Annotated in this window: 28 protein-coding genes; 15 read left to right on the top strand and 13 right to left on the bottom strand. The window is 65.1% G+C overall.

What is annotated here, in order from left to right; genetic code table 11:
• Positions 1-60 precede the first annotated feature (60 nt).
• The 5 genes from trpA to mepA form a co-directional block, all read right to left on the bottom strand.
• Positions 61-903 carry a tryptophan synthase subunit alpha gene (trpA, locus tag BMY25_RS08435; RefSeq protein WP_092496207.1) on the bottom strand — a complete coding sequence of 281 codons (843 nt, stop codon included), beginning with the start codon at positions 901-903 and terminating at the stop codon, positions 61-63.
• A 1-nt stretch (position 904) separates the two neighbouring features.
• Positions 905-1,396 carry a hypothetical protein gene (locus tag BMY25_RS08430; RefSeq protein WP_238858226.1) on the bottom strand — a complete coding sequence of 164 codons (492 nt, stop codon included), beginning with the start codon at positions 1,394-1,396 and terminating at the stop codon, positions 905-907.
• On the bottom strand, positions 1,393-2,613 hold the full coding sequence (trpB, locus tag BMY25_RS08425; protein WP_092496206.1) for a tryptophan synthase subunit beta: 1,221 nt from the start codon (positions 2,611-2,613) through the stop codon (positions 1,393-1,395). Before trpB ends, BMY25_RS08430 begins: the two co-directional genes overlap by 4 nt.
• Before the next feature lie 20 nt (positions 2,614-2,633).
• On the bottom strand, positions 2,634-3,374 hold the full coding sequence (locus tag BMY25_RS08420) for a phosphoribosylanthranilate isomerase (RefSeq protein WP_092496205.1): 741 nt from the start codon (positions 3,372-3,374) through the stop codon (positions 2,634-2,636).
• A gap of 99 nt (positions 3,375-3,473) precedes the next feature.
• On the bottom strand, positions 3,474-4,412 hold the full coding sequence (gene mepA / locus BMY25_RS08415) for a penicillin-insensitive murein endopeptidase (RefSeq protein ID WP_238858225.1): 939 nt from the start codon (positions 4,410-4,412) through the stop codon (positions 3,474-3,476).
• 218 nt (positions 4,413-4,630) lie between these two features.
• Here mepA and BMY25_RS08410 point away from each other — a divergent pair, with 218 nt between their 5' ends.
• Positions 4,631-5,041, top strand: a complete 411-nt coding sequence (locus tag BMY25_RS08410) for a GtrA family protein (protein ID WP_177176785.1) — start codon at positions 4,631-4,633, stop codon at positions 5,039-5,041.
• A gap of 24 nt (positions 5,042-5,065) precedes the next feature.
• Here the strand turns inward: BMY25_RS08410 and BMY25_RS20755 are convergent, their stop codons facing one another.
• Both BMY25_RS20755 and BMY25_RS08395 read right to left on the bottom strand, forming a co-directional pair.
• Positions 5,066-6,151, bottom strand: coding sequence for an extensin-like domain-containing protein (locus tag BMY25_RS20755; RefSeq protein WP_177176784.1), 1,086 nt, complete (start codon positions 6,149-6,151; stop codon positions 5,066-5,068).
• Positions 6,152-6,264: 113 nt separating this feature from the next.
• Entirely contained in the window at positions 6,265-7,596 is a 1,332-nt protein-coding gene (locus BMY25_RS08395; protein WP_143061918.1) for a L,D-transpeptidase family protein, read from the bottom strand.
• A 310-nt stretch (positions 7,597-7,906) separates the two neighbouring features.
• Here BMY25_RS08395 and BMY25_RS08390 point away from each other — a divergent pair, with 310 nt between their 5' ends.
• A complete protein-coding gene (locus tag BMY25_RS08390; protein WP_092496356.1) occupies positions 7,907-8,083 on the top strand; it encodes a DUF1328 domain-containing protein in 177 nt (58 codons plus the stop codon).
• A gap of 136 nt (positions 8,084-8,219) precedes the next feature.
• Here the strand turns inward: BMY25_RS08390 and BMY25_RS08385 are convergent, their stop codons facing one another.
• Both BMY25_RS08385 and BMY25_RS21350 read right to left on the bottom strand, forming a co-directional pair.
• On the bottom strand, positions 8,220-8,861 hold the full coding sequence (locus BMY25_RS08385; RefSeq protein WP_092496200.1) for a peroxiredoxin: 642 nt from the start codon (positions 8,859-8,861) through the stop codon (positions 8,220-8,222).
• A 162-nt stretch (positions 8,862-9,023) separates the two neighbouring features.
• Positions 9,024-9,956, bottom strand: coding sequence for a DUF3592 domain-containing protein (locus tag BMY25_RS21350; RefSeq protein WP_143061917.1), 933 nt, complete (start codon positions 9,954-9,956; stop codon positions 9,024-9,026).
• A 161-nt stretch (positions 9,957-10,117) separates the two neighbouring features.
• Between BMY25_RS21350 and BMY25_RS08375 the strand changes: the two genes are divergently transcribed.
• Positions 10,118-10,621: a DUF2147 domain-containing protein gene (locus BMY25_RS08375; RefSeq protein ID WP_092496198.1), complete on the top strand. Its 504-nt coding sequence runs from the start codon at positions 10,118-10,120 to the stop codon at positions 10,619-10,621.
• 24 nt (positions 10,622-10,645) lie between these two features.
• On the opposite strand, the gene BMY25_RS08370 is transcribed toward BMY25_RS08375, so the two are convergent.
• Together BMY25_RS08370 and metH are read right to left on the bottom strand one after the other, a co-directional pair.
• Positions 10,646-12,238, bottom strand: a complete 1,593-nt coding sequence (locus BMY25_RS08370; protein ID WP_092496197.1) for a putative bifunctional diguanylate cyclase/phosphodiesterase — start codon at positions 12,236-12,238, stop codon at positions 10,646-10,648.
• Between the two features lie 107 nt (positions 12,239-12,345).
• Positions 12,346-16,101, bottom strand: coding sequence for a methionine synthase (gene metH / locus BMY25_RS08365; RefSeq protein WP_092496196.1), 3,756 nt, complete (start codon positions 16,099-16,101; stop codon positions 12,346-12,348).
• A 279-nt stretch (positions 16,102-16,380) separates the two neighbouring features.
• Between metH and BMY25_RS08360 the strand changes: the two genes are divergently transcribed.
• Positions 16,381-17,079, top strand: coding sequence for a cell wall hydrolase (locus BMY25_RS08360; protein WP_092496195.1), 699 nt, complete (start codon positions 16,381-16,383; stop codon positions 17,077-17,079).
• Between the two features lie 278 nt (positions 17,080-17,357).
• Positions 17,358-17,717, top strand: a complete 360-nt coding sequence (locus BMY25_RS08355; RefSeq protein WP_092496194.1) for a hypothetical protein — start codon at positions 17,358-17,360, stop codon at positions 17,715-17,717.
• A gap of 38 nt (positions 17,718-17,755) precedes the next feature.
• Here BMY25_RS08355 and BMY25_RS08350 read toward each other — a convergent pair whose 3' ends face one another.
• Together BMY25_RS08350 and BMY25_RS08345 are read right to left on the bottom strand one after the other, a co-directional pair.
• The gene (locus BMY25_RS08350; protein ID WP_092496193.1) at positions 17,756-18,850 is read right to left on the bottom strand and encodes a mechanosensitive ion channel family protein; all 1,095 of its coding nucleotides are present in this window, start codon (positions 18,848-18,850) and stop codon (positions 17,756-17,758) included.
• 222 nt (positions 18,851-19,072) lie between these two features.
• Positions 19,073-19,297: a BrnA antitoxin family protein gene (locus BMY25_RS08345; protein ID WP_092496192.1), complete on the bottom strand. Its 225-nt coding sequence runs from the start codon at positions 19,295-19,297 to the stop codon at positions 19,073-19,075.
• 654 nt (positions 19,298-19,951) lie between these two features.
• On the opposite strand from BMY25_RS08345, the gene BMY25_RS08340 reads away from it, so the two are divergent.
• The 10 genes from BMY25_RS08340 (at position 19,952) to BMY25_RS08300 (ending at position 26,147) form a co-directional block, all read left to right on the top strand.
• Complete coding sequence (locus tag BMY25_RS08340) at positions 19,952-20,356, top strand: hypothetical protein (protein ID WP_092496191.1); 405 nt, start codon at positions 19,952-19,954, stop codon at positions 20,354-20,356.
• A 16-nt stretch (positions 20,357-20,372) separates the two neighbouring features.
• Positions 20,373-21,032, top strand: coding sequence for a hypothetical protein (locus BMY25_RS08335; protein WP_143061916.1), 660 nt, complete (start codon positions 20,373-20,375; stop codon positions 21,030-21,032).
• Positions 21,033-21,105: 73 nt separating this feature from the next.
• Positions 21,106-22,287 (top strand): ParB N-terminal domain-containing protein, encoded by a 1,182-nt coding sequence (locus BMY25_RS08330; RefSeq protein ID WP_092496189.1) that lies wholly within the window; start codon positions 21,106-21,108, stop codon positions 22,285-22,287.
• A complete protein-coding gene (locus BMY25_RS20410; RefSeq protein WP_143061915.1) occupies positions 22,288-23,274 on the top strand; it encodes a hypothetical protein in 987 nt (328 codons plus the stop codon). It begins immediately after the preceding gene.
• Between the two features lie 28 nt (positions 23,275-23,302).
• Positions 23,303-24,346 (top strand): DNA methyltransferase, encoded by a 1,044-nt coding sequence (locus tag BMY25_RS08325; RefSeq protein WP_238858224.1) that lies wholly within the window; start codon positions 23,303-23,305, stop codon positions 24,344-24,346.
• 344 nt (positions 24,347-24,690) lie between these two features.
• Complete coding sequence (locus BMY25_RS08320) at positions 24,691-24,954, top strand: hypothetical protein (protein ID WP_092496187.1); 264 nt, start codon at positions 24,691-24,693, stop codon at positions 24,952-24,954.
• A 202-nt stretch (positions 24,955-25,156) separates the two neighbouring features.
• On the top strand, positions 25,157-25,381 hold the full coding sequence (locus BMY25_RS08315; RefSeq protein ID WP_092496186.1) for a hypothetical protein: 225 nt from the start codon (positions 25,157-25,159) through the stop codon (positions 25,379-25,381).
• A complete protein-coding gene (locus BMY25_RS08310; RefSeq protein ID WP_092496185.1) occupies positions 25,378-25,587 on the top strand; it encodes a hypothetical protein in 210 nt (69 codons plus the stop codon). Before BMY25_RS08315 ends, BMY25_RS08310 begins: the two co-directional genes overlap by 4 nt.
• Before the next feature lie 23 nt (positions 25,588-25,610).
• Positions 25,611-25,805, top strand: a complete 195-nt coding sequence (locus BMY25_RS08305) for a hypothetical protein (RefSeq protein WP_092496184.1) — start codon at positions 25,611-25,613, stop codon at positions 25,803-25,805.
• 36 nt (positions 25,806-25,841) lie between these two features.
• Complete coding sequence (locus tag BMY25_RS08300) at positions 25,842-26,147, top strand: hypothetical protein (protein ID WP_092496183.1); 306 nt, start codon at positions 25,842-25,844, stop codon at positions 26,145-26,147.
• The last annotated feature ends 25 nt before the right edge of the window (positions 26,148-26,172 follow it).

Below are 26,172 nucleotides of genomic sequence, written 5' to 3'. Positions count from 1 at the left end.
CCTATGAGGCGGCCCGTCCGGGACCTGTAACTCTGTGTTGAGACGAAGTGGTGGCGCGGTTTATTCGGCGGCCAGGAGCCGCGCGGCGCGGACGCCTTGCGACAGCGAGCGCACGAGGTCGGCAACGCCGCCGACGGTACTTTCGGTCGCCCGGCCGTCCGCGTCGAGGCTGTCGGCCACTGCGGCGACGATCGCGGAACCCACGACCACGGCATCGGCAGTTCGGCCGATGGAGGCCGCCTGCTCGGGCGTCTTGACGCCGAAGCCCACGGCGACCGGCAGGTCCGTATGCGCCTTGATGCGCTCCACGGCGGCGGAAACGCGCGCGCTGTCGGGAGCCGCCGTGCCGGTCACGCCGAGGATCGAGACGTAATAGACGAAGCCGGACGTGTTGCGGAGTACGGAGGGCAGCCGCTTCTCGTCCGTCGTGGGGGTGGCCAGACGGATGAAGTTCAGCCCGGCATTGAGCGCCGGCAGGCAGAGCTCGTCATCGGCTTCCGGCGGCAGGTCGACGATGATCAGCCCGTCCACGCCGGCCGCATGCGCGTCCGTCACGAAGCGCTCGGGGCCGTAGGAATAGATCGGGTTGAAGTAGCCCATCAGCACGATCGGGGTCGTATCGTCGCCGAGGCGGAAGATGCGGACCATCTCCAGCGTCCTGACCAGCGTCTGCCCAGCCTTCAGCGCGCGCAGGCCCGCCGCCTGGATCGCGGGACCGTCGGCCATGGGATCGGAGAACGGCATGCCGAGCTCGATGATGTCGGCCCCGGCTTCCGGCAAGGCCTGCAGGATCTTCAGCGAAGTGTCGTAATCCGGGTCGCCGGCGGTGACGAAGGTGACCAGAGCCGGGCGGGCGGCGGCGGCAAGCGCCTTGAAGCGACGGTCGATGCGGGTTCCGGTCATGTCAGCAGGTTCTCCGCGAGTAGGTCCGAGCCAGGTAGTCATCCACCGAGCCGCCATTCATTACAGTGTCCACCCAGGCATCGCGCTCGAAAGCGATGGGCGACAGCTCCCAGACGCACGCAAGCAACGGGCGCTCCACGCGCTCGAACCCGTCGGGCCGCTCCCATCGATCGGGTTCGTCCACGGGTGCGCGCCATAGCAGCCCCGCGCATATTCCACCGGACAGCCACCAGTTCAAGAGCAACCAGATGCCCTCTTCGCCGCGATGCAGGATCGCGAAGCCGACGCCGTGGTGCGCGGTCGCGTCCAGTTCCGGCAAGACAGCCTCGGCCGTGCGTCGGGCCGCGGCCTCGATTGCCGTGAAGTCGTCCAGCTTGCCATCGGCGGCAAGTCGGTAGTTCTTGAAACGCCAGCCGCCGAGCTGCCACGCCGCAGCGGTGCCGATGGCGCGCGGGGCATAACGGTCGGCAATGACAGGTCTGGCCGCGTTCAAAGTTCCATGCCGAGATGGGCGGCGACGGTGTGAACGTCCTTGTCGCCGCGACCGGAGAGATTCATCACGAGAATCTGGTCCTTGCCCATGGTGGGCGCGAGCTTGATCACCTGCGCCAGAGCATGGCTGGGCTCCAGCGCCGGGATGATGCCTTCCAGCCGCGTGCAGAGCCCGAAGGCTTCCAGCGTCTCGTCGTCGGTGATCGGCACATAGGTGACGCGGCCGGTATCCTTCAGGAAGGAATGCTCCGGGCCCACGCCGGGATAATCGAGCCCGGCGGAGATGGAATGGCCTTCCAGGATCTGCCCGTCGGCGTTCTGCAGGAGATAGGTTCGGTTGCCGTGGAGGACGCCGGGGCGGCCGGCATTCAGCGAGGCGCAGTGCTCTTCGCCCTCCAGCCCCCGTCCGCCGGCTTCCACGCCGTAGATCTGCACGTCGGGGTCGTCGAGGAAGGGGTGGAACAGGCCGATGGCGTTGGAGCCGCCGCCGACCGCCGCGACCAGCACATCCGGCAGGCGGCCTTCCGCCTCGAGGATCTGCGCGCGCGTCTCGATGCCGATCACCGACTGGAAGTCGCGGACCATGGCGGGATAGGGATGCGGGCCGGCGGCCGTGCCGATGAGGTAATAGGTGTCCTCGACATTGGAGACCCAGTCGCGGAGCGCCTCGTTCATGGCGTCCTTGAGCGTGCCCGCGCCGGCGGTGACGGGCTTCACCTCCGCGCCCAGCAGCTTCATGCGGAAGACGTTGGGCTTCTGCCGCTCCACGTCGGTGGCGCCCATGTAGACGACGCAAGGATAGCCGAAGCGGGCGGAAACGGTGGCGGACGCCACGCCATGCTGGCCCGCGCCGGTCTCCGCGATGATCCGCGTCTTGCCCATGCGGCGGGCGAGCAGGATCTGCCCGATGCAGTTGTTCACCTTGTGGGAGCCGGTGTGGTTCAGCTCCTCGCGCTTGAAGTAGATCTTGGCGCCGCCGAGATGCTGCGTCAGCCGCTCGGCGAAATACAACGGGCTCGGCCGGCCGATATAGTGTTTGCCCAGCGATTCCAGTTCCGCCTGGAACGCCGGATCGGCCTTGGCCGCTGTATAGGCCTCGTCCAGCTCCAGGATCAGCGGCATCAGGGTTTCCGCGACGAAGCGGCCGCCGAACAGGCCGAAATGGCCCTGGTCGTCCGGCCCGCTGCGGAAGGAATTCGGAGATTGCGTGGCGTTCACTGGGAAAGGCCTTTCCAATGTCAGGCGGCGCGGCTGCCGGAGGCCGTAGTCGGATTCGCAGGTTCCCGGACCCGGAGGCTCCGGGCGAGGGCGGCCGCCGCAAGGGGGCGGCCATGACGGTCGGCGTCCCGGACCGCGCCGATGAAAGAACGGATACGGCCGAGATCCTTGACGCCGGGCGCGCTTTCCACGCCCGAGGATACGTCGATGCCGGACGCCGCCGTGCGGGACAGCGCCTCGGTCACCGTCTCCGGCGTCAATCCCCCGGAGAGCATCCAGGGCACGCCGGGGTCGAAGCCGTCGAGCAGCGACCAGTCGAAGGGCGCGCCGTTGCCGCCGGGCCGGGTCGCGTCTTTCGGCGGCTTGGCATCGAGCAGCAGGCGCTCAACGAAGGGAGCATAGGCGCGCGCGGCCTCCAGATCCTTTGGGCCGGCGACGCCGATCGCCTTCATGACGCGCAGGTTCCAGCGCGAGCGGATCTCGCGCACGCGTTCCACGCTTTCGGAGCCATGCAGCTGGATCAGGTCAGGGCGAAGGTCCTCGGCGATCCTGGCGACCAGTTCGTCGGAGGCGTTGACGGTCAGAGGCACCACGCCGAGCTTGCCGCAGGTGCGCCCCGCCAGCGCTGCGGCGTGGCCGAGCGACACGTTGCGGGGGCTCTTCTCGAACAGCACGAACCCGACGAGATCGCCGCCGGCCTCCATGACCGCGTCGATCTCTTCACGCTTCGAAAGCCCGCAGATCTTGATCTCGGTGCGCATGGCCGTTCCGTGACACGAAAGCGGAGAAATGTCCAATCGCGCGCCCGGTTTCAAGCCGCCGATCCTGCATCTGCGCCCCCGGTGTCTGCTCTCCGGCCCCTAGCGCCCGCCCGCTGCCTGGAACATCTCCGTCGCCGTCATCGTGCCCGCCTTGTTCGGCGCCTGCAGCACCGCTTCGCAGGCGGCGGGAAGATCGCCGACGGTGACGACCCGCGGCGGCTTCGGCGGCGTGGTGGGCTTGGCCGGCTTCGGCTTGGCATAGGGCTGGTCGGTGTACCAGTAAGCGAGCGGCGCGCCGCAGCCGTCGCCGGGCGGCAGCGGCGTCTGCGGCTTGCAGGCCGTGCCGGCCGGGCATTTCAGGCGCACATGCATGTGCTCGTTATGGCCGTACCAGGGACGGATCACGCGCAGCCAGCTGCGGTCGCCGGTGGCCGTGGCGCAAAGCTCCTTCTTGATCGCGGGGGCGACGAAAATGCGGTCGACGCGCGGATCGTCGGCGGCCAGGTGAATGATGTTGGCGTGCATGGCCGAGTTCCAGGCGGCGCGGTCGATCTCGTGCGGGCCGGGCTCGGCGAGCACCTGCGGATCGCGTTTCTCCCGCTCGGCATAGCTCATGCGGCGGTTCGGCATCGGCGTCAGCCAGATGTCCGCTTCGAGGCCGAGATTGTGGGCGGCATGGCCGAAGGGCAGGGGTCCGCCGCGCGGCATGGCGAGATCGCCGACGAGCAGGCCCGGCCAACCGACGCGCGGCGCCTTGGCCGCCAGGCCTTCCAGATAATTGATCAGGGTCGGCTGGCCCCAGTTGCGGTTGCGCGACAGGCGCATGACCTGCCACGTCGGCCCGTCCGGCGGCAGGGGAACCGCGCCCGCCTGGCAGCCGCGCGTATAGAAACCGATCGGCTGGGACTGCATGGCGGAGGGAAGTTTCTCCGCCGCGAAGGTCTGCTTGGCCGGCCGTGGATCGGAATTGGGAGCGGCCTCGACCGTGGCGACCCCGGTCGTGAGGAGCAGGAGGGCCGTCGCAAGGGAGCGGATCATCAGGGTCCTTTCAGCGGCTGCGCGCCGATCATGCATCCCACAAACCCTGTACTCATGGCGGAGTCATGGCAATGCGGCCTTGTCGACCCGGAAGAGGCGAACTCGGTCGGCGCGGCGTCGATCGCCGGGGTCTTTCCACGGGCAATGGCGCGGATCTCGATCACTTTCCTGCCGCCCCCCTTTCGCTCCGGCCCAAACCGGCGCATGTGGCAGGACCCATGATTCAGACGTCTCTTTCTCCCCGGCTGATCCGCCGGGTCTTCGGCTTCGCCTTTGTCGGCGGCGTCGCCTTCTTCGTGGATATCGGCGTGCTCACGGCGCTGCACTACGGCGCCGGGCAGGATCCCTTCACGTCGCGGCTGATCTCCATCGCTCTCGCCACGCTGATCGCGTGGCAGCTCAACCGCCGCATCACCTTCGAGCCCTCGGGCAAGCATCCGGCGCATGAGGGCATGCGCTACGCGATGGTGGCGGCGCTGAGTTCGTCGATCAATTACAGCCTCTATACCGCGCTCCTCGTCACGGTGCCCGCGCTGCCGCCGACCTTCGCCACGGCGTTTTCCTCGGCCTTCTCGGTCGGAATTTCCTTTCTCGGCTATTCGCGCTTCGTCTTCGGCGCGAGGCCCTGATCCTCTCGCCCATCCGGGCGGGCCTCATTCGCAGATGCGGTAGCCATTCTTCCGCTGCATGCGGTCGAGGTGAAAGTGCGTGGCATGCGCCGCGTTGGAGCCCGGTCCGAGCACGGTGGTGAAGTAGCGGCAGGACGCCTCGCGGACCGCGTACTGAAACGTGCGCTCGGGATCGCTCTGCGCATCGTTCGAGCGGATCTTCACCGGGATGTCGGCGTGGCCGGAGAACTGGAAGCTGGAAATGTCGATGGCATTACCCGTCGCGTGCTCGCTGACCTTCTCGTGCACGTTGCGGTAGCGCGTGCGGCAGACATAGGCGGAGGCCTGGCCGATACCTGTCAGCGTCGCCTTGAGTCCGTTCTTCGCTTCCGGGATGACGGAATCATGCACCCAGGTCGCCAGCGCTTCCGCTTCCTGGCAGGAGATCACGGTTTCCGGGCCTATCCTGATGCCCGGACCGACGGTGGAAAGGCTGACGGGTGAAGGAATGCCGCAGGCGCCGGTCTGGGGTAGCGGGGGCACGTCCTTGAAGGAAACACCGAGGCTGTGGAGATGGTCGCGGCAGCGCGCCTCCTCCCTGGTATCTACGACGGGCACCGGGACGGGCGCGGTGAGCTGCGGCGGTTTCGCCGGGTTTATGGCGGCAGGGACTTGGCGCTGCTCCGGGCGCGGATGGGGCATCGCAATGCCGGAAGGTTGCGGCTCGATTTCTGCAGTCGATGTCGGCGGAATCGGCGGCGGCACGGAATGCGGGCCGTTGGCGCCCGCCGGCACGCCGCCGCAGCCGGTTCCGGCCGGAGCGGCCTCCTGCCTAGGCGTCCGCCGGGAGGGGCCCTGCTGCTCGTGGCCCTGCTGCTCGTGGCTTGGCTCTTCGGGGCCTAGCTCTTCGGGGCCGGCCGGGCTCGCCGTCGCCGCGCCCGGCGGCACGGGCCGCGGATGCGGCAAACCCTTCGCGAGAACCTGCTCGTCGTCTTCCGCCGCCGGAGGCGCCGACGGATTCGTGGCCGTGGCCGGGGCCGTGGACGGGGCCGTGGCCGGGGCCGTGGACGGGGCCGTGGACGGGGCCGTGGACGGGGCCGTGGACGGGAGGGCCGCCGGAGGCGGAGCCATGTCCGCCGGCGGCGACGGGCGGGGTCTCGGCAACTCCCTTGCGCCGCTCGCACCTGTCGCCGCAGCGAAGATGATGGCTGCCGCAGCGAGTGTGAGGCGCGGAAAGGACAAGCCTACTCCGTGAATACGACCGGGATGCCGGGGTGAACCAGCTTCGACAGTTCCTCAGCGTCCCAGTTCGTCAGGCGCACGCAGCCATGCGAGAACGTCTTGTCGATGGCCGACGGCTCCGGCGTCCCGTGGATGCCGTATGTCGGCTTGGACAGCGCGATGAAGACCATGCCCACGGGATTGTTAGGGCCCGGCGGCAATTGGAGGTTCTTCGTGTTGTTGCCCTGCACGAAGTTGGAGGGGCTGTAATAATAGACCGGGTTCTGCGCGACGGCGCGGATGGTTACCTCGCCGGAGGGAGACGGCGTGTCGCTGCTCCCGATCGTGGCGGGATAGGCGACGACCAGCCAGCCCTTGTCGTCATAGGCGCGCACCTGCCCGTGCTTCTTGTCGGCCTCGATGCGGGCGATCACGCCCTTGATCGGCGGCCCCTTGGTATCGGCGACGGTCAGCACCGTGCCGGGCACGCTCGGATCGCGGCCGTGATTGATCTCTCGGAAGAGCTTCTCGTCCATGTGAAAGCGCTCGGCGAGTTCTTCCCAGGGATCGCGGTAGCCGAGGTTCGGCAGCTTGGCCTGCTCGGCATAATCGTGCGGCAGGCTCGGATAGAACGGGCCGGCGACGTCTTCCGGCGTCACGGTGTAGTCGATCAGGATGGGGTGATCGAGATTGCCGCCGATGGCGTTCCAGAGATCGGCGGAAAGCTTCCCGTCCACGGGCAGGCCGAGTTCCTGCTGGTAGGAGGAGATCGCCTTACTGACATTCTTGCCGTAGCGGCCATCGATCACGCCGGGGGAGGCGTTGGCGCGGTCGAGCAGCACCTGCGTCTTGAGGAGCAGGGGGCTCACGCCGCGCACCTGCTCGGCGCCCGGATGGAACTGGGTGGAGTTCACGAGTTCGGCCGTCAGGTTCTCGGCGCGCATGCCGACACTGTCGGCCGCCGATTGCTGCGCGGGCGACGGCACGGCGGAGGGCTGAGCCGGCTGGCCGGGTTCCAGCGTCTCGTTCGGATCGGCCGGTCCCTGGCTGGACACCGGGGGGACGTAAGGCGGCGGCGGTCGCTCGGTATCGGGCTGCGCGTCCGGCGCATCGGGCGCGCCGTCCTGGTCGCCGTTCCAGCCATTATCGCCCTGCTGGTCGTCGTCCTGGCCCGGAACGCGATCTTGGGACGGGGCCTGATCCTGGACCTGGGCCTGCTGGATGGTCCTCTGATGGCGGGCAATGGCCTTCTGTACCAGATCCTCCACCGAGCGGTCCTGCGCAGCGGCTACGCCTGTGCCGACCGTTCCGGCACCCGCCAGACCGAGGACCCCCGCAAGAAGGGCGGCGCTCAAAGCTCCGTTGCGCAAATTCAACTCCTGTGAGGGCCGCTTGCCCGCGGCATGGAATGCGATGCGAATCGGCCGGGATGCGGCTCCTTCATCGGAACCAGCCGTTGACATGAGAAAATGGCGAGAAGCGGCCTTGTTCCAGATGCGGGAAGAACTTTCTGCTCGACCGCGCGAGGCCGAACCCCGTTTCGGGCTTTTCGGAAACTGTGGAGCCGGCTCAGGGAACCGGGTGGCGGCGGCCGAGTTGCTAACGACGCCGGGATCGTCCCTCAAGAGCACGATTGCGGCGAAACGGGCAATCTGGGGCGACCACATGCTGAAATATGCTCTTATCTTCTTCGTGATCTCGATCATCGCCGGTGCCTTCGGCTTCACCGGAGTGGCGCGCGGTGCGGCGGGTATCGCCCGCATCCTGTTCTTCCTGTTCCTGATCATCTTCATCGTGCTGCTGATCCTGGCCCTCACGGCCGGCGCGCATCTGGCGGTCTAGCGACAGGTCGGCCGAAAGGCCGGACGAGAAGGCCGGACGAGAAGGCCGGACGAGAAGGCTGAACGAGAAGGGCCGGGAAGCGGAGGCTTCCCGGCCCTTTTTGCTGGGCGTGTGCCCATGGTTTCTGGTGCCGCGACTATGCGGTCGGCAGGGTGACGACGCGCAGATAGGGGCGCTGCTCGTTCCAGCCCTGCGGATACTTCTTCTTCGCGTCCTCGTCGGAGACGGAGGTCGGGATGATGACGTCGTCGCCCTTCTGCCAGTTCACCGGCGTCGCGACGTTTTCCTTGGCGGTGAGCTGCAGCGAGTCGATCACGCGCAGGATCTCGTCGAAGTTGCGGCCGGTGGATGCCGGGTACTGCAGCGTCAGCTTCACCTTCTTGTCGGGACCGATCACGAAGACGGAGCGCACGGTCAGCGTGTTGCTCGCATTCGGGTGGATCATTCCGTAGAGTTCCGCGATCTTGCCGCTGGCGTCCGCGATCAGCGGGAAATTCAGCGCATAGCCCTGCGTCTCCCGGATATCCGTAGCCCACTGGTCGTGGTTCTCGATGGGGTCGATGGAGAGGCCGACCACCTTCACGTCGCGCTTGTCGAATTCCGGCTTCAGGCGGGCGGTGTAGCCGAGTTCGGTGGTGCAGACCGGGGTGAAGTTCTTGGGATGCGAGAACAGGACCGCCCAATGCCCGTCGATGAAATCGTGAAAGCGGATGTGACCCTCGGTCGTTTCCGCCTCGAAGTCGGGCGCCTCGTCGCCGATGAGCAATGCGTTCGCCATGTCAGTCTCCCAAGTTCGCCCGCCGCGCCATGCGCAGTCCGGCCGGTCACCTGATGTAGGCCGGTTTCCGGGAGAGGGCAAAGACGGGTTCCCCAATTCCGCCGTCAGCGGGGAAAAGCCGCCCACCGCAGCGCCGATCGGCGAAAACTTTTTGTCGAAGGGTCAGATCAGGGCGTAGGCGAGCGCCGCCAATGCCACCACAAGGGCGATCACGGCGGCCATCAGGGGCGCGGGCGAGCGGGGCTCCGGCACGTCTAGCGTGCTTTCCGCCGGTGCCTTCGGATCGTAGCGGATTTCCAGCATGCCGCCCTCGGGATAGCGCGCCAGAACGCGCCGGACGTCCTCGATCGGCGCGGCATCTCCCTCGCCGGCGCGCAACCGGTCGCCATAGAAGCTCTCGCCATCGACGCTGTAGCGGTAATGGACGGAAGGCACGAAGCGGTCGGCCGCCTCGTCTTCCGTGCCGGCGTCGTCGGGCGTCGCGACCTCCGGTCTGGGAGCGGGCCTGGCGATGCTCGCCAGCACGGTGGCCGGAACGGAGGGCCAGCGCGCGGTGTGTCCATTCGGACGGCTTCGGAAGAGCCAGAGGCCCAGGAAACCCAGGCCGGCCAAGCCGAACAGCCCGAAGCAGATCCAGGCGAGACCGGACCGGGATTCGTCTTCCGGAATGGCGGCCGGCCGCGCCGGCGGGTTTGCAGCGGGGCCCGTCGTCGGCTGGGGCGCTGACGTGGCCGGCCTTGCCGGTGCGGGCGCAACCGGAGGCCCGGACGCAACGGGCGGCGCAACCGGCGGCGACGAAATCAGCGGGTCTTTCGGGTTGGCGATGCCTTCGGGCGAGGAAATCGCGGGGCCGGAGGCGCCCGGCGGGACGAGGGGCGCGGGATTGTCCGTCAGCCGCTCGGGAGAAAAGAGAACGGAATCGGACGCACGGCCGGGAGATGGCGGCGCGGCATGCTGTCCCACGGCATCCGACGGCGCCGTCTGCGCCAGGACGGGGGGAACGGCGCCCACGCCCATGCCGAGCGCCAGCCAGAGCGCGGGAAAGGGCACCGGCAGGAAGCGGCAGCGGTCTGTGGGCGTGGATTTCAAAGGCATTCAGGATAGGTCGGGCGAACAGGAACTTACGCTAGCACAGGGCGCGCGGTCCCGGAAGACGAGCGGAACGGAGCTGCTGGCGAGCCTGCGACGAATACAGCGCCTTGTCTCCCGCAATCTCATCGCGCACTCTGGCCGGACTGGTTTCGGAGGCCTCGTGCATGCGCCTGCCTGGACTTCTTCTCAGCCTGACCCTGTTTCCCGGCCTGGCGCTGGTATCTCCCGCAGTTGGCTTTGCCGCCTCCGCCCCGCCGGTTCCGGCTCCCGCTCCGGCAAGGCCGGCCGATCCCATCAATGGCGTCTGGAAGCAGATCGACGACAAGACGCATGCGGTGGGGGCGCTGATCCGGTTCGAAGACCAGGACGGGACCGTTTCGGGCAAGATCATCAAGATCTACCCCGCGCCCGGCGATCCGCCCAATCCCGTCTGCACCGGCTGCAAGGGCGAGGAGAAGAACACGCCGCTGGTGGGCTTCACCCTGATCCGCGGCATGATCCCGCAGGGCGACGGGTCCTACAAGGACGGCACGATCACCGATCCGGATTCGGGCGACGACTACCACGCCCAGATGAAGCTCTCGCCCGACGGACAGAGCCTCACCTTGCGGGGCTATCTCCTCGTGCCGCTCTTCGGCCGCAGCCAGATCTGGCAACGCGCCTCCTGAAGGCCGGAGCGCCGGGCGAGCCGCTCAGGATAACGGCCGGCCCTCGCCTTCCATGTCGAAGGCGGTCTGGCCGGCGAGCAGCCGGGCGATATCAGCTGCGGAGACGGGCCGGCCAAGATAATAGCCCTGCCCATAGGTGCAGCCGAGCCGGACGAGCTCGCGCAGCACCGCCCCGGTCTCGATGCCTTCCCCGGTCGTCGGCAGGTTGAGACTGGAGCAGAGGCCGATCACCGCTTCCACGATCTTGGCGCTTTCGTGCGATTCCAGCATGGATTGCACGAAGGCGCGGTCGATCTTGACCTTGTCGAACCGGCGGTCCCGCAGATAGCCGAGGCTGGAATAGCCGGTGCCGAAATCGTCGATCACGACGCGCAGTCCTGCCGCGCGCAAGGCGTCCAGCACGAGGCCGGCGACTTCGGTACCCTCCATCAGCGCGTTCTCGGTAATCTCCACCTCCATGCGCGAGGGTGCGAAGCCGCTCTCATCCATGATGCTCAGGAGGCGCTGGGGCAGGCTGGCGTCGCTCAGCTGCGCGGGCGACAGGTTGAAGGCGAGCGTGAGGTGCTCCGGCCAGTTCTTCGCTTCCAGGCATGCCTGCCGGACCATTCCGTCCGTCAGCTTGCCGATCAGGTTCAGTTCCTCGGCGAGCGGAATGAACTCCGACGGCGGGACGGGTCCACGCGTCGGATGCTTCCAGCGCGCCAGCATCTCGAAACCGGCGAGGGAGCCGTCGGCCAAGGCAACGAGAGGTTGGTAGGCCGGGTGGATCTGTCCTTCCGCCAGCGCTCGCCGGAGATCCGCTTCGGCAGTCGCGCGCCGGCGCACCTCCTCGTCCATTCCGGCTTCGAAGAAGCGGATGCTGCCGCGCTCCTCCCGCTTGCCGCGGGTCAGTGCAAGATCGGCGGCGCGGATCAGGTCGTCAGACCCCATTGTGCCCTGCGACGAGAGCGCGACGCCGATCGTTGCCTCCATCTGCCGTTCGATGCCGTCGGCCTGGAGCGGCCGGCGGATTTCCTCACCGACGCGTTGGGCCAAGCGGAAGGATCGGTTTGATCCGGCCGGATATTCCATCACGGCCGCAAATTCGTCGCCGCCCAGCCGGGCGAACAGCGTATTCTGGCCGACCAGGGACCGCAGGCGTTCCGCCACCTCGACCAGGACCATGTCGCCGAGTCCGTGGCCATAGGCATCGTTGACGCCCTTGAAGCGATCGAGGTCGATGATCAGGACCGCCACTTCCGTGCCCTTCGCACGCGCCGCGACGATGGCGTTCCCGACGCATTCGGCGAAGACCCGGCGATTGGGCAGGCCGGTGAGCGAATCGTGCCGGGCGATGGCCTCGGTGCGCTTCTGCGCCTCGATCAGCTCTCCATGGGCCCGCTGCAGCGAGCTGAAGGCCCGAAACGACAAGGCGGCCGGAACGACCAGCGAGATGATGGAAAAGGCCGTCGAGGTCAGGATGAAGTTCCAGCGCTCGCTGACCTCGAAGTCACCGTCATAGGGAATGCCGAGGGCATGATCGACGATGCCCTCCAGCCCATTCTCCCAGATATACGACAAGCCGAAGGTTGTGAAGATAACCAGGATCATCAGAACGGTCAGGCGAGATCTGGTCATCAGAAGTCCGATTCAAGAGGATCGAGCTTCCCATGTCGTCATTACCGAAGGTTTAATTGCCGAAGCGTCTGGGCCGGTCCCGGTATCACATCGCGTTTATCCGCCTTTTATTCCGCGGCTACCTTGGCAAGCGCACCCGCGTCGTAGTTCAGGATCGGCGCCAGCCAGCGCTCCACTTCCGCGACATCCATGCCCTTGCGCCCGGCATAGTCCTCGACCTGGTCGCGCTCGATCTTGGCCACGCCGAAATAGTACGACTCGGGGTGGCCGATATAGAGGCCGGAGACCGATGAACCCGGCCACATGGCGTAGCTTTCGGTCAGGCGCACGCCCACTTCGCGCTCCGCGTCCAGCAGATCGAAAAGCGTGCGCTTTTCCGTGTGGTCGGGCTGCGCGGGATAGCCGGGGGCGGGGCGGATGCCCTTGTATTCCTCGCCGATCAGCTCGTCGTCGGTGAGCGCCTCGTCCGTGGCATAGCCCCAGAATTCCTTGCGGACCCGCTGGTGCATGTGCTCGGCGAAGGCCTCCGCGAAACGATCGGCCAGAGCCTTGACGAGGATCGAGGAATAATCGTCGTGCTCGTGGGCGAAGCGATTGGAGATCGCCTCTTCCTCTGCGCCGGCCGTGACGGCGAAGCCGCCGACATAATCCGCGACGCCGGTTTCCCGCGGTGCCACGAAATCGCTGAGCGCGAGGTTCGGCCGGTTGTCGCGGCGGGGCAGCTGCTGGCGCAGCGTGTGGAAGGTGGCGCGCGTCTCGCTCCGCCCGTCGTCGGCAAAAAGGCGGATGTCGTCGCCCACCGCATTGGCGGGCCAGAAGCCGATCACCGCCTTCGGCACGAACCAGCGCTCGTCCACGATGCGCTTCAGCATGGCCTGCGCGTCGGCGAAAAGCTGGCGGGCGACTTCGCCCTGCTTCTCGTCCTGCAGGATGGCCGGATAGCGGCCGCGCAGTTCCCAGGTCTGGAAGAAGGGCGTCCAGTCGATATAGGGGACGAGCGTCGCCAGGTCGTATTCGGTGAAGACGCGCGTGCCGAGGAAGGACGGACGCGTCGGCGCGTAGCCCGACCAGTCCGGCCGGAAGGCATTGGCGCGAGCCTTGGCCAGCGGCAGGCGCAGCTTGTCCGCCTCATTGCGGGCGTGAGCCTCGGCCACCTTGCGATATTCGCTGCGCACCTGCTCCTTGTAGCCGCCACGCCCCTCCGGCGAGAGCAGGCTGGAGACGACGCCGACCGCACGGCTGGCATCCGTGACGTAGACCGTCTGGCCGCGTTCGTAGCGGGGATTGATCTTCACCGCCGTATGCACGCGGCTCGTCGTCGCCCCGCCGATCAGGAGCGGGATGTCAAAGCCCTCGCGCTCCATCTCGGAGGCGACATGCACCATCTCGTCCAGCGACGGCGTGATCAGGCCGGACAGGCCGATGACGTCGACGTTCTCGGCACGCGCCGTTTCCAGGATCCTGGCGGCCGGCACCATCACACCGAGGTCGATCACCTCGTAATTGTTGCAGGCGAGGACCACGCCGACGATGTTCTTGCCGATGTCGTGGACATCGCCCTTCACGGTTGCCATCAGAATCTTGCCGGCGTTCTTGCGGTCGCTGCCGCCGGTGCGCGCCTTCTCCTCCTCCATGTAGGGGAGGAGGTGCGCCACGCCCTGCTTCATCACGCGGGCGGACTTGACCACCTGCGGCAGGAACATCTTGCCGGAGCCGAAGAGGTCGCCGACGACGTTCATGCCCGCCATCAGCGGACCTTCGATCACATGCAGCGGCCGCGCGGCGGCGAGCCGCGCTTCCTCCACGTCCTCTTCGATGAATTCGGTAATTCCGTTGACCAGCGCGTGCTCCAGGCGCTTGTCCACGGGCCATTCGCGCCAGGTGAGATCCCGCGCCTTGGCTTCCTGCCCGGCCGTGCCCTTGAAGCGCTGGGCCACGGCGAGCAGGCGCTCGGTGCCGTCGTCGCGCCGGTTGAGCACCACGTCCTCGCTGGCTTCACGCAGCTCCGCGTCGATCGTCTCGTAGACGGCGAGCTGCCCGGCGTTGACGATGCCCATGTCCATGCCGGCCGCGATGGCGTGGTATAGGAAAACCGCGTGCATCGCCTCGCGCACCGGCTCGTTGCCGCGGAACGAGAAGGACAGGTTCGACACGCCGCCGGAAATATGGACGTGCGGCAGGGTCTGGCGGATCGCGCGCGTCGCCTCGATGAAGTCGACGCCGTAATTGTTGTGCTCCTCGATCCCGGTCGCCACCGCGAAGATGTTGGGATCGAAGACGATATCCTCCGGCGGGAAGCCGGCTTCCTCCGTCAGGAGCTTGTAGGCGCGGGTGCAGATCTCGACCTTGCGCGCCATCGTGTCGGCCTGACCGACCTCGTCGAAGGCCATGACCACGACGGCGGCCCCGTAGCGGCGCACGAGACGCGCATGATGGAGAAAGGCTTCCTCGCCCTCCTTCATCGAGATGGAGTTCACCAGCGGCTTGCCCTGGACGCACTTCAGCCCGGCCTCGATCACCGAGAACTTCGATGAATCGATCATCACGGGGACGCGCGCTATATCCGGCTCGGCCGCGACGAGGTTCAGGAACTCGACCATGACCTTTTCGGAATCGATCAGGCCCTCGTCCATGTTGATATCGATGATCTGCGCGCCGTTGGCCACCTGATCGCGCGCCACATCGAGCGCGGCGGTGTAGTCGCCGGCGGTGATCAGCTTGCGGAAGCGGGCGGAGCCCGTGACGTTGGTGCGTTCGCCGACATTGACGAAGGGAATGTCGGAGGTCAGCGTGAACGGCTCCAGCCCGGAGAGCCGCATCAGCGGCTCGATCTGCGGCGGCACGCGGGGCGCCTTGCCCTTCACGGCCTCGGCGATGGCGCGGATATGGTCAGGCGAGGTGCCGCAGCAGCCGCCGACGATGTTGACGAGACCGTCCGCGGCGAATTCCGCGATCTGCGCCGCCATCGCCTCCGGGCTCTCGTCATAGGCGCCGAATTCGTTGGGCAGGCCGGCATTCGGATAGACGCAGACGAAGGTGTCGGCCGCCTGCGCGAGTTCCTGCAGATGGGCGCGCATCTCGCGGGCGCCGAGCGCGCAGTTCAGCCCGATCGTGAAGGGGCGAGAATGGCGCAGCGAGTACCAGAAGGCGGTCGGCGTCTGGCCGGACAGCGTGCGGCCGGACAGGTCTGTGATCGTGCCCGAAATCATGATCGGCAGGTGGACGCCCATCTCTGCGAACACTTCTTCCGTCGCGAAGACCGCCGCCTTGGCGTTCAGCGTGTCGAAGATCGTCTCGATCAGGATGATTTCCGCGCCGCCGTCGATCAGGCCGCGCACCTGCTCCGCATAGGCCACGCGCAGGTCGTCGAAGGTGACCGCGCGGTAACCGGGATTGTTGACGTCGGGCGAGATGGAGGCGGTGCGGTTGGTGGGTCCGAGCGCGCCCGCCACGAAACGACGCCGTCCATCCTCGGCCATCGCCTGCGCGGTCGCCTCGCGCGCCAGCCTCGCACCCTGCCGGTTCAGCTCGTAAACCTGCGCCTGCATGCCGTAATCGGCCTGGGCGATGGAGGTGGAGGAGAAGGTGTTGGTCTCAACGATATCGGCGCCGGCGCGGCAATAGGCCAGGTGGATGTCGCGGATTGAATCCGGCTGGCTCAGCGTCAGCAGGTCGTTGTTGCCCTGCAGCGACTGGTCGACCTGGCCGAAATGGTGGCTGTGGAAATGCTCCTCGTGGAAGCCCAGTCCCTGGATCTGCGTGCCCATGGCGCCGTCGAGGATCAGGATCCGCTCGCGGGCCGCCTGCTCCAGCGCCGCGCGAACTTCCGCGCCGTCCGCGCGCCCGTATGTGACGTCCGCCATTCTGCCAAAGCTCCGTGTCGCCGCAGATCCGCCCAGGCGTCACGCTTCTCAGCAAACGCCGGCGGCCGCAACCGTCCAGTGGACATAACCATATCTTTATGTCCCTATTTCTGTAATGGCGAGGCTGTTGGCAAGGGCTGTCTTCGCTTGACGGGCAAGAGGTTGTTAGCCATCGCTTCAAAGCGCGGTGGAATCTCCTTTCCGTCAATCACCTGTTAACTCAGCCATGACTTTCTCTGAGGGTCCTGCCGCGCACGGGTCGGAGTTTCGAGCGAGCGTATGCGTCTTCTCAGTCATATCATCCGGATGGTCTCCATCGCCGCCGTCGCAGCGTCCCTGGCGGGCTGCGCCATGTTCTCTTCCAGGGAGGTCGCGCCCCGGCTGACGCAGCGCGACTGTTTGGCGCGCGTGATGTACTTCGAATCCAACCGCTCCAGCGACGACGGCATGATCGCCGTCGGCACAGTGGTGATGAACCGCCTGAAGTCGGGCCGCTATCCCGACACGATCTGCGGCGTGGTCGGCCAGCCGAACCAGTTCGCCCCGGGCGTGCTGACGCGGCCGATGAACGATGCCGGCCGCGAGCGCGCCTACCAGAACGCCGACCGCGTGATGCGCGGCGCGCGTCATACGGGCGTGACGTCGACCACCATGTTCTTCCACACGGCCGGCTACCACTATCCCTACAGCAACATGCACTACATGACGGTGGCCGGCGGCAACGCCTTCTACGAGAAGCGCAAGGCGCCTCCGGGAGGCTGGCCGTCCTACGACGCGCCGACCGTCATGGTGGCGCAGAACTTCACCAAGCGGCCCGAACTGGCGCCCGCACCCGGCGCCTTCCGGCCCAGCCGCAATCCGGCGCCCGCCTATCGTCCGGCTCCGTCCTTCCGTCCGACCGCTCCGGCCCCGGCCGATTCCGATCGCGTCATGCTGACGGCGCTGCTGGAAAGTTCGGAACGCCCCGGCCGCTACTGACCGTCTGACATTCTGCGAAAAGCCTTGCCGCCGCGCGCACCAGCCGCGGCGGTTTTGCTTTGCGGGCTGTTCCGAAACGGCACTCGGTAACCCTGCCGTTAAGCTCTTGTTCAGATTCGTTAAGGCGGCAAACTTTTGCCACAAAATGGGATGGCTACCGCCTTAAACGAAGCCCAAATCGACCTCACTTCCCGGCCTAAATGCTTTCAAGCAAACGCGGCGGCGACCCTCGTCATCCCCGTCGCGGTTTCTGTAAAGGCGTAAACGGGTGGTTTGAAATGCTGGATCGCGTGCTCTTCGAAGACGATGCCCACCAAGTTCGGGTCGGATTGTTCGGCCGGGCGAAGATCGTCCACAAGCCGACGCGGTCCGTGCACAATCTGGACGATACCGGCGTGACGTACCTTCGCGAAGTGCGTCTCTGCACCGAACGGATGGGGGGCAGGAACTCGCTCCAGGATCCGGTGGCGCAGACCCTGTTCCGCGACTTCATCGACGCTTCCGTCGGCGTCGAAGCGCCAACCCGGGTTTCCGGCGGAAAGACCATGGAGCGCAACCGCCGCCCGCAGGAACGACTGACGGAACGCGCCGCCCGATTGCCGCTGTTTCGTGGCCTCCCGGCGATGACGGTGCTCTGAACCTCAAAGATCGGCGACATTGCCTGAAGCGGTCCGGCTCAGCCGGGCCGTTTTTCGTTTTGCGGCTGAAAGGACAAGGCCTCGCGCGCGGGCTGCGGCTGCTCGCCGGAAGGGCGGCGGGGCCAGCCTTCCCGCTGCTTGCCGCGGCGGCCGTCCGTTTCTTCCGTCTGGTCGTGGAACAGCATCACCTGCGTCGGGAAAGCCATGTCGATCCCGGCTCCGTCCAGCGCGACCTTGACGCCTTCCAGCACCCGCGCCTGCGTGTGCACGACATCCGTTCGCTTGCTGTCCGTCCACCAGCGGGCGCGCAGGTTCACGGTGGAAGAGGCGAGGTCCCAGACCAGCACCTCCGGAGCCGGCTTCGCCTCGACGCCATCGACCTTGGCGAGCACCTCCAGGATGACGCTGCGTGCATGCTCGATGTCGTCGCCATAGCCGATCCCGATGTCGTACTGCGACCGCCGCGTGGGCCGCGCGGTGTTGACCACCACGGAATGGGAATAAACGTCGGAATTCGGGATGATCGCGCGCCGCCCGTCATACGTGGCGATGATGGTGGCGCGCGTCTCGATCCATTCCACGGTCCCTTCGAAGCCGTTGACGACGATCTGGTCGCCGACGGAGAAGGGACGCTGCAGCAGGATCAGGAGCCCCGCGAGCCAGTTCTGCAGGATGTCCTTGAAGGCGAAGCCGATGGCGACCGAGCCGATGCCGAGGCCGGCAACCAGATCGCTCGGATGCAGCGACGGAATGACGATCGTCAGCGCCAGGACGAGGCCGAAAAGCACGACGATCCATTTCAGAAGTGATCCGAGCACCGCGCCGAGATTGGCGCGGTCATGCTGGTCCGCCCATTTGCGAAATGCGCGCTCGATCAGCCAGGCGACCCCAAAGGTGATCGCGAACAGCACCACGGCCACGATGATGTTGGGCAGGAGCCGCTGAAAGCCAACCACCCAGGTCTCGACCTTGGAGAGGACGAAGGCGGGGTTGATGTTGACGGCCTGACCGACGGTATGAGGGGCGGCCGCGACCGGCGCCCCCGGCACCGTCGCGGCGCTGTTGGCAACCGCATTCGCCGCCGCCGCATGGGCGGCTGCATCGGTCGCGGTCTGGGCAAGGACGTCGGGCATGGGCCTATCCGGAAGCGGCGGACCCCCGTGCCCGGCCGCCACCGCCGGACGACATGCCGAACCGCGCCGGCAGCGGAAAACCCAGGGGAAGGTGCGGGACTGGAAGTCCTGTCGCTCCCAAAGGAACAAGGCCGCGCTTTGGTTCCGCCGGATGCCTGCGGATGCTTCCCCGTTCGGGCCCCGTTCGGGCCCCGTTCGGCCTCGTGCGGCGTCCTGAAGAGGTCAGTCCAGGCCGGCGGCCTGCCGTAGAGCGGCGTTGATGCGGTCCTGCCAGCCCGGGCCGTCTTCCTGGAAATGCAGCAGCACGTCCTGGTCCAGCCGGATGCTGACCATCTCCTTAACGCCGGGAATGGCGGTCGGCTTGGGAGCGGCCTCGCGCGGCCGGGTGGTCGCGGCCTTGAACGCCGCTTCCGCGGCGTCGCGAGGATCGGAAGGACGACGTGCCATGGATGCGTTCCTTTGATAGCGGTGTTTCGCCTAGCCATCGAACGCAGGGCGCGCGGGGTCAATGCCCTTCCTCGCAGACTCCCAGGAAGTGCTGAAGCCCTGCTCATCGTGCACGCCGGCGGCAAGGTGGCGGTCAGCACAGCGAGCGCCGTCCGGGGTCGGCGGCTGTGGAGATCGTCCCATGAGCCATCGGCGAGCGGTATCAGCCGCTAAGGACAGCGGACGCGGGTCGCTGCAAAGAGGGCCGAAGGAACGGGGACCACCAGAGCGACCCGAAACGCAGGTTCCGCCCGGCGTGGGGGAGCAGCGGCGGCAGAAATATGGCGGATGGAGGGGGATTCGAACGAACGCCGTGAACTTCGCAAAGTCCCTGATTTTCGGCGGTCCTGGTAGGGGAGGAATCGAAGGCGTAGAAGCAAATGTAAACCGAATTGTATAACGGTCTTCGGCTGTTCGCGTTCGGGAGGCGAGCTCATAGACGAACACTGGCCCTGTGAAAAGCCTTATTCCCGATCCCGCTTTGTTCTCCGTCATCAACCATGATAAAAACCGGCATGCCATCATCTGCCACCATCCCGTCCTATCCTGGTTCAATCTGCGAGGGGTGCGTGCACCGGACCGAGGCCGCTTCGCGGTCCGCCGTGCCGCTGGGCAATGCTCACTGAACACGACTGGACGCCGGAGCTTGTGTCGGAGCGGCTGGTCGACTCCTTCCGCCGACTGCCTGACACGCCAATCTACAGCCCGACGCGAAACAGCTTCATTGCCCTCGATGACACGCCGATCGCGGGCCTGGCGCTGATCGAGGCGACAAGCCGCGCGCTCGGCCGGTCGTCCACACTGCGGGTGAAGATCCTGACATGGGCCCGCGCTCGGGCGGTCGGGATCTCGGTGCGCGAAACCTGCCGGCAGCGCGGGTGGGCGTACGCAAGTTTCAAGCGAGATCGTAACGAGGCGGCTCGCCAGGTGGCCGAATATCTGAGCCTACAGCGCGTCGAGGCGCTCTCGAAGAAATCTCTTGCGTCTGAGCCCAATTGCCTCCGACCCATCCCGGCCTGAGGGAACGGGTGCGAACATGAGCGCAGGACGCAAACGGAAAGCAGCGATTTATCCGGCGGTGGGCGTTCGCTCGACCGCTTTAACGGAGCGGCCGGTGCGCACCAGCCGCTATGACACGGCCGATGCCGTGCCACCGATCGGCGGCGTTGCGCGGCGGCCGCTGTCACCGAACCTGCCCACAGCGCAAATCGCGGTGCCGGATCCCGAAAACCCGAAAGAGCGCATCCTCGCCCGGGTGAACCGAAACGTCGACCTGCTCGAGCTCGAGCGGTCGCACGGCCGGATCTCCGAAGCTGCCTACATGGTGGGGCGCATCATCCAGGCGGTATTCGAACAGGCGGCAGGCGTTCGCATGGGGGGCGGCTGGGCCGGTGGTGAGAAGGTGGACGCTGCAACGGAAGACGAGATCCGGTTAATCCGGACGCTGGCGAAGGCTCGGTTGGCCGACGACTACGTGAAGCGGATCGAGAAGGTGGTGGGCGAGGTAGGGGCAAAGTTCCTTCGCCGCCTGATCATGGGTGAGGCAAGCTTCGCGAGCGAAGGGGCAGCACGCGGAAAGGGGCGGGATCGAGGAGCCGCCTATGCTGGAGACCGCTTCCGCTGGATGCTTGAGGAGATCTCAGAAGCTTGGGCGGGACGGGCCGAGCCAAGAACGCGCCCCGGAAGATCTCATTGAGAACCCCTTGTTGACGCTTTGCCGGTAGCTTTCTGCCGTGTAAGCATGAGCATAGCAGCCGAAGAGAATATTGATGCCTTGGTGGGAGCAGGAAGTCGCAGCACGGGAGCGCGTCGAGGTTCCTGTCGACAGCCTGACCTTTGATCGACACAACCCTCGCTTCACCCCTGAGAAGAAGCCGTCGAGTGACAGCGATGCTGCTTTCATCGCTGAGCTGGCCGCGTCCGCCGATTTGGCCGAGCTGATCGAGTCGATCTCCACTAGCGGTTATATCGACATCGAACCTTTGATCGTTATCGGCGAAGGTGACGATCTAGTCGTTCTGGAAGGGAATAGACGGCTAGCTGCGCTGAAGGCGTTGCGTAGCGCCGACCTTGCAAAGCGCGCGAAACTGTCGATCCCACCTCTCTCGGAGCCAATACGCGCAACTCTGAAGAGTGTCTCCGTCTATCGAGTTGTGTCCCAAGACGAAGCCCGCACCTTGATTGGCTTCAAGCACATCAATGGTCCTCAAGCTTGGGATGCACATGCGAAGGGAATCTACGCTGCACGATGGCTTGATGACGAGCGCCGGAAACGCGAAGAAGGCAGGCAGGGTCTCTCCCTTAGCGAAATCGCCAGAAGCATGGGAGACAAGAACGATACGATCTACCGCTTGGTCAGCGCCATCTACGTTTTAGATCAGGCGGAGGAAAATGGCGTTTTCTTCGTCGTAGACCGAGCCACAAAGAATTTTAGCTTCTCCCATTTATATACCGCTCTGACTTATCCTGAATATCGGGAGTTCCTTGGGTATACGACTTGGGATCGAAGCGCAGACCCTGCTCGGAATCCGATACCGGAATCCAATCTCGATAACCTGCGCCAGTTGCTCCGGTGGTTGTACGGTCAGAAGTCGGAAGCGATAGAGCCAGCGATCCGGCGTCAGAATCCCGACATCGCTCGACTCAAGCGAGTGCTATCCGATCCGGTCTCAACTCGGATCATGCTTGAGAGCAGCGACCTGGATGCAGCGGAAGTCAGCACAATCCCGGCTAGCTCGCGGCTAGAGGAGCACCTTGTGAAGGCGAATGAGCACCTGCGGGATGTTCAGGCATCCTTGGACGGGTACGATGGTAAGGATCGAACGCTACTCACGATCGCCCAGCAGATCCTGTCAAAAGCGCGAACAATCCATCGATCAATGGAGATGGAAGCCGCGGACCATCATCCCGAGCTGCAGAGGCCGGCCAGCCCTGCCGAGGATTCTCGTTGAATGTTGAAAGCGCCAGCGGTGAATGCCACGGTTTTCGAAAAAGTCGACTGGCTGGAGCTGAATGCCTTTTTCGATATCTATCATCAGTCTAAACTGGACGAGTTGATCGGGGCGTTAGATATACAGGCTGACGAGATCGAGGATGACATTGGTGAGCGCGACCTCCAGGTGGAAGATCTACGTTTGGAGATCGAGCAAGAGATCGGTGCCCGTGAGAAAGCACTGGGGAATACTTACCCTTTCTGCCTGTCGGCGTCTGGAGAAGTGCTTGGACTGAAGGACAGGAATGATCGCCGGGGCGGGCGCTTCTACCTGTTTTGCCTCGTCCTCTCACATGTCACCCGGTCTCGGATACTTGAAACGGCCCCACATCCAAGTGCCGTAAGGGCTGCGCGGAACCACCATTTTCAATGTGTCGCCACGCTGGCTTTAGCGGGGCAAGTTCAAGGGCCAGCTGTTTGGCTCGGGTGGCCGCGACCCACAGACGAATCAATCCTCGAGGTCGTACGTCGAACCTGTCAGCTGGCCGGAACGGGCTCAGGTCGAGACGTGCCCGGGCCAGGTGCTGGAGAGTACGACAAAGACAGCGGAATAGATGTCTTGGCTTGGAACCCGTTTCTGGATGGCCCGCCACCTGCATTCTTCGCGTTCGGTCAAACTGCCAGCGGACATGATTGGCCGCAGAAGTCAGCTCGAATAGACAGCGAATTATTAATGCGGAATTACTTTCTAGACAAACCGAATTGCAATACTGTTTATTACACTATAGTTCCGTATCGGCTGAGCGAAGATGAGATGAGACGTAATCATTTCAAACATGGAGCGATTCTTGATCGCACGCGTACGCCGTTATTGGCATGGCAAGGGCTTCAATTGAACCACGCTGGCACGGCTGTCGATTGCGCGGCCGCTGCCTCGTTGATCTGGCGGTGGCTTCGTGCCTTCCGGCGGTCCCCAGCCGAAGTGTACTCCTATGAGCCGGCATAGATTCCACTCGATCTGTCCGTATTTTGCGATGTTCCCTGAAGCTTTTGTTCGAAAGCACCTCTCATTGGCTGAGGAAAACTCAGTGGTTCTGGATTGTTTCAGCGGCCGTGGAACAACCGTGTTTGAGGCGTTGCAGATGGGGCATGAGGCGCTGGGGGTGGATGTGAATCCTCTCGCGGTATGTGTGTCTCGCGCTAAGAGCAAAGCACCGTCAATCGGCGCAATCCGCGCGCGGCTTGATGACCTGGAGAGGTCCTTCGTCACAACAGTTGATCCGTTGTTGTCGGATGAATTCTTTCGGATGTGCTTTTCCGAAACCACCCTTCAACAGATTCTGTTTATCAGACGGGAGTTGGATTGGAGAAACAACGCTGTAGATTGCTTCCTCGCAGCAATGGCTGCAGGGTGTCTGCACGGTGAGAGCCACCGGAGCCGTCGCGTATTTAGTAACAGGATGCCGAGGACGATTTCCACGAAGCCCTCCTATTCTGTTCGCTGGTGGAGACAGCACGGCTTATTGCCTCCAGAGCGAGATGTTTTCTCAATCTTAAGAGAAGAAGCGGATTTCCGGTATGTAAGTGCACCTCCAATCCGAACTGGACACGTCGTGGAAGGCGACTCCCGGCTGTCGAGTGAACTCCTTTCGGATTGGGAGGGGAAGGTCGATGTTGTTCTCACCTCTCCTCCTTACTTGGATGTGACACATTTTCGCGAGGATCAATGGCTTCGCGTCTGGTTTCTTGGGGGAGACCCGTTTCCCTGTAGCGCGACAGAAGGTGACGACAGGCATTCGAATCCAGATAATTACTGGAACTTCTTAACTGAGACATGGCTGGGAATTGCACCTCTTCTGAAGCGACGTGCTCGAATAGTAATTCGGATCGGCGGAAAGAAGCTATCTCTCGAGGCGGCGCAACTCGGCCTCCAGGCAGGTTTGGAACGTGCCTTCCCTTTTGTGAACTGTCTTTCAAGCTCAACATCTGACATTCGGAATGGCCAATTGCGGTCATTCAGACCGAACGCAGAAGGAACCCGTCGTGAGTTCGACTTTGTCTTTGAAGCAGTGAAGTGAACGAGTTGGGCTTGACCCGCCGCGTAGAACCTGCGAGAAATTCACCGTTCGAGTGATGCGCCCGGGGCTTCCAGCCGCCGGGCGTTTCCGTTTCTGGGGTGCCCTCAGGGTTGGCATCATGGCTGCCCTCACCACCTGGATCCCGATCACGTAACCGCGTCATCTGCCGGGCCGCTCTCGCGGTGCCGGCTTTTCGTGTTCCTGCGCCACACAGTAGCCCGCCACCCGCAACCTGCTGGGGCTTCACTTCGAGCGCAGGCTCGGCAGCTTCGGCTGCGCCACAGACGAGGGCCGGCCGGCAAAACGCCGCGCCGGCCTCGTTGGCTTTTCAGAAGAGATCGCCCTTGCTTCGCCCCTCCCGCTCCACGATCCGTGCCGCGAACGGCTGCGACGTTCGTGTCGAGCGTCGGTCGACTGGGCAGGCGGTCTATGTCGCAAACGGGCCGGCGGTGAAGCCGCCCACCGTCCGCGCCATCCGCGAGGACCTGGAGAAGATCGCCGGCGAGGTGAAACGGCTGACGGTGTCGCGCCGCGATCCCGAGCGCTTTCACGTCGATCGTGGCGAGATCGTCTTCAAGCTTGAAGAGCTGCTGGAGCGCCTTCGATAAACATCCGTGAGAGGCAACGGCCGTTGTCTCTCACCAAACCGATCTGGTGAGACGCACGTAAGCCGCCCGGCATTGCCGCGGCGCGTGTCGGCCTGACGCTGTGGGCTAGGACCCAAGGCCGGGGTGGGGTGCAGCATAACCACCCAGGAGGCGTGAGCGCCTTCCTCACCAGTGCCCTTTCGCAAAGCATGACGAGGTTCGGATGCGCTTTCTCAATCTCGGGGCGGCAGCTGCCGCCGGTCTTTACGTGATCGGCATGGATGTCACCCTTGGTGTCCAGACGGAACTCGCTCCGGTGACCCGACCGCTCCACCAGGCGAAGGCAACGGGCCGAGCTGGCCCGCGCGAAGTGGCGTATCACCACCACCGGCGGCGTAAGCGGCCGATGGTCAAAGAAGTGCCGGTTCGCCGCGTGTTTTACGCATGACGGACGCCCAGCTGCAGCGCCTGCCGGTGATCCTCCGCCAGGTGGTCGAGGCGGAACGACCGGTGCGGACGCTCCTCCATCAGCCAACCGTGGATCTGCTCGCGATCCGCAAGCCGTTGCGTGACCTTAAAGAGGTCCGTGGGGCTGCCGCCAAGGTCTACGGGCCGCGGCTGGGCAGCGAGAGCGGTCCCCTCGCAACGGTTTAATCCCGCTTCGAAGGCTTACCGCCATGCCCTACGAGAACGATCCCGCCCGGCTGCGGGCGCTTTACGATGCCCGCGAGGTCGCGCAACGCCGCGCCGAAAGCGCGATGCGCAAGCGGCAGCATCATGTTTCCGCGGCTCGCGACGCGCAGCAGGACGAACTGCGATTCCGCGCCGAAGTCGATGCCGTCGAGCAGTCGATCGCTCGCCTGACCGACTGACCGGCCTCTCCTCTCCCCAACCGAATGAGGTTTCACATGCCGAAGATTGCTGCCCAGACCCTGATCCTGATCCCCGGCGATCTCGCCGGCGTCTCGCTCACCGTGAAGAACGGCACCGCGCCGGAGCGCACCGGCCACTTTTCCAGCATGGAAGAGGCGCAGAGCTGGGCCGACAACAACGTCGACGGTCACGTCTCGCTGGTTTCGATGACCTATGCCGTCACGCCGGCCGCCTCGACCACCGACACGGTCAGCGGTGCATCGGGCGAGACGCCGATCACCGATGCCGACACCATTTCGCCGGTGGATGCTTCCCTGATCGAAACGTCCACCAGCTTCTGACCCTGCCGACCGGCAGCCGGAGTAA

Origin of the sequence: Faunimonas pinastri (assembly GCF_900110915.1) — a bacterium.
Classification (GTDB): domain Bacteria; phylum Pseudomonadota; class Alphaproteobacteria; order Rhizobiales; family Afifellaceae; genus Faunimonas; species Faunimonas pinastri.
This window is presented reverse-complemented; position numbering and strand designations above follow the sequence as displayed.

Excerpts from the sequence above, each read along its gene's own strand:
- BMY25_RS08355 (WP_092496194.1), top strand. The coding sequence starts at position 17,358 with ATGCTGGATCGCGTGCTCTTCGAAGACGATGCCCACCAAGTTCGGGTC.
- BMY25_RS08350 (WP_092496193.1), bottom strand. The coding sequence starts at position 18,850 with ATGCCCGACGTCCTTGCCCAGACCGCGACCGATGCAGCCGCCCATGCG.
- trpA (WP_092496207.1), bottom strand. The coding sequence starts at position 903 with ATGACCGGAACCCGCATCGACCGTCGCTTCAAGGCGCTTGCCGCCGCC.
- BMY25_RS08420 (WP_092496205.1), bottom strand. The coding sequence starts at position 3,374 with ATGCGCACCGAGATCAAGATCTGCGGGCTTTCGAAGCGTGAAGAGATC.
- BMY25_RS08315 (WP_092496186.1), top strand. The coding sequence starts at position 25,157 with ATGCGCTTTCTCAATCTCGGGGCGGCAGCTGCCGCCGGTCTTTACGTG.
- BMY25_RS08300 (WP_092496183.1), top strand. The coding sequence starts at position 25,842 with ATGCCGAAGATTGCTGCCCAGACCCTGATCCTGATCCCCGGCGATCTC.
- BMY25_RS08385 (WP_092496200.1), bottom strand. The coding sequence starts at position 8,861 with ATGGCGAACGCATTGCTCATCGGCGACGAGGCGCCCGACTTCGAGGCG.
- BMY25_RS08345 (WP_092496192.1), bottom strand. The coding sequence starts at position 19,297 with ATGGCACGTCGTCCTTCCGATCCTCGCGACGCCGCGGAAGCGGCGTTC.
- BMY25_RS08375 (WP_092496198.1), top strand. The coding sequence starts at position 10,118 with ATGCGCCTGCCTGGACTTCTTCTCAGCCTGACCCTGTTTCCCGGCCTG.
- BMY25_RS08410 (WP_177176785.1), top strand. The coding sequence starts at position 4,631 with ATGATTCAGACGTCTCTTTCTCCCCGGCTGATCCGCCGGGTCTTCGGC.
- BMY25_RS08360 (WP_092496195.1), top strand. The coding sequence starts at position 16,381 with ATGCGTCTTCTCAGTCATATCATCCGGATGGTCTCCATCGCCGCCGTC.
- BMY25_RS08330 (WP_092496189.1), top strand. The coding sequence starts at position 21,106 with ATGCCTTGGTGGGAGCAGGAAGTCGCAGCACGGGAGCGCGTCGAGGTT.
- BMY25_RS20755 (WP_177176784.1), bottom strand. The coding sequence starts at position 6,151 with ATGGCTCCGCCTCCGGCGGCCCTCCCGTCCACGGCCCCGTCCACGGCC.
- BMY25_RS08390 (WP_092496356.1), top strand. The coding sequence starts at position 7,907 with ATGCTGAAATATGCTCTTATCTTCTTCGTGATCTCGATCATCGCCGGT.
- metH (WP_092496196.1), bottom strand. The coding sequence starts at position 16,101 with ATGGCGGACGTCACATACGGGCGCGCGGACGGCGCGGAAGTTCGCGCG.
- BMY25_RS21350 (WP_143061917.1), bottom strand. The coding sequence starts at position 9,956 with ATGCCTTTGAAATCCACGCCCACAGACCGCTGCCGCTTCCTGCCGGTG.
- BMY25_RS08335 (WP_143061916.1), top strand. The coding sequence starts at position 20,373 with ATGAGCGCAGGACGCAAACGGAAAGCAGCGATTTATCCGGCGGTGGGC.
- mepA (WP_238858225.1), bottom strand. The coding sequence starts at position 4,412 with ATGATCCGCTCCCTTGCGACGGCCCTCCTGCTCCTCACGACCGGGGTC.
- BMY25_RS20410 (WP_143061915.1), top strand. The coding sequence starts at position 22,288 with ATGTTGAAAGCGCCAGCGGTGAATGCCACGGTTTTCGAAAAAGTCGAC.
- BMY25_RS08310 (WP_092496185.1), top strand. The coding sequence starts at position 25,378 with ATGACGGACGCCCAGCTGCAGCGCCTGCCGGTGATCCTCCGCCAGGTG.
- BMY25_RS08305 (WP_092496184.1), top strand. The coding sequence starts at position 25,611 with ATGCCCTACGAGAACGATCCCGCCCGGCTGCGGGCGCTTTACGATGCC.
- BMY25_RS08370 (WP_092496197.1), bottom strand. The coding sequence starts at position 12,238 with ATGACCAGATCTCGCCTGACCGTTCTGATGATCCTGGTTATCTTCACA.
- BMY25_RS08325 (WP_238858224.1), top strand. The coding sequence starts at position 23,303 with ATGTTCCCTGAAGCTTTTGTTCGAAAGCACCTCTCATTGGCTGAGGAA.
- BMY25_RS08340 (WP_092496191.1), top strand. The coding sequence starts at position 19,952 with ATGCTCACTGAACACGACTGGACGCCGGAGCTTGTGTCGGAGCGGCTG.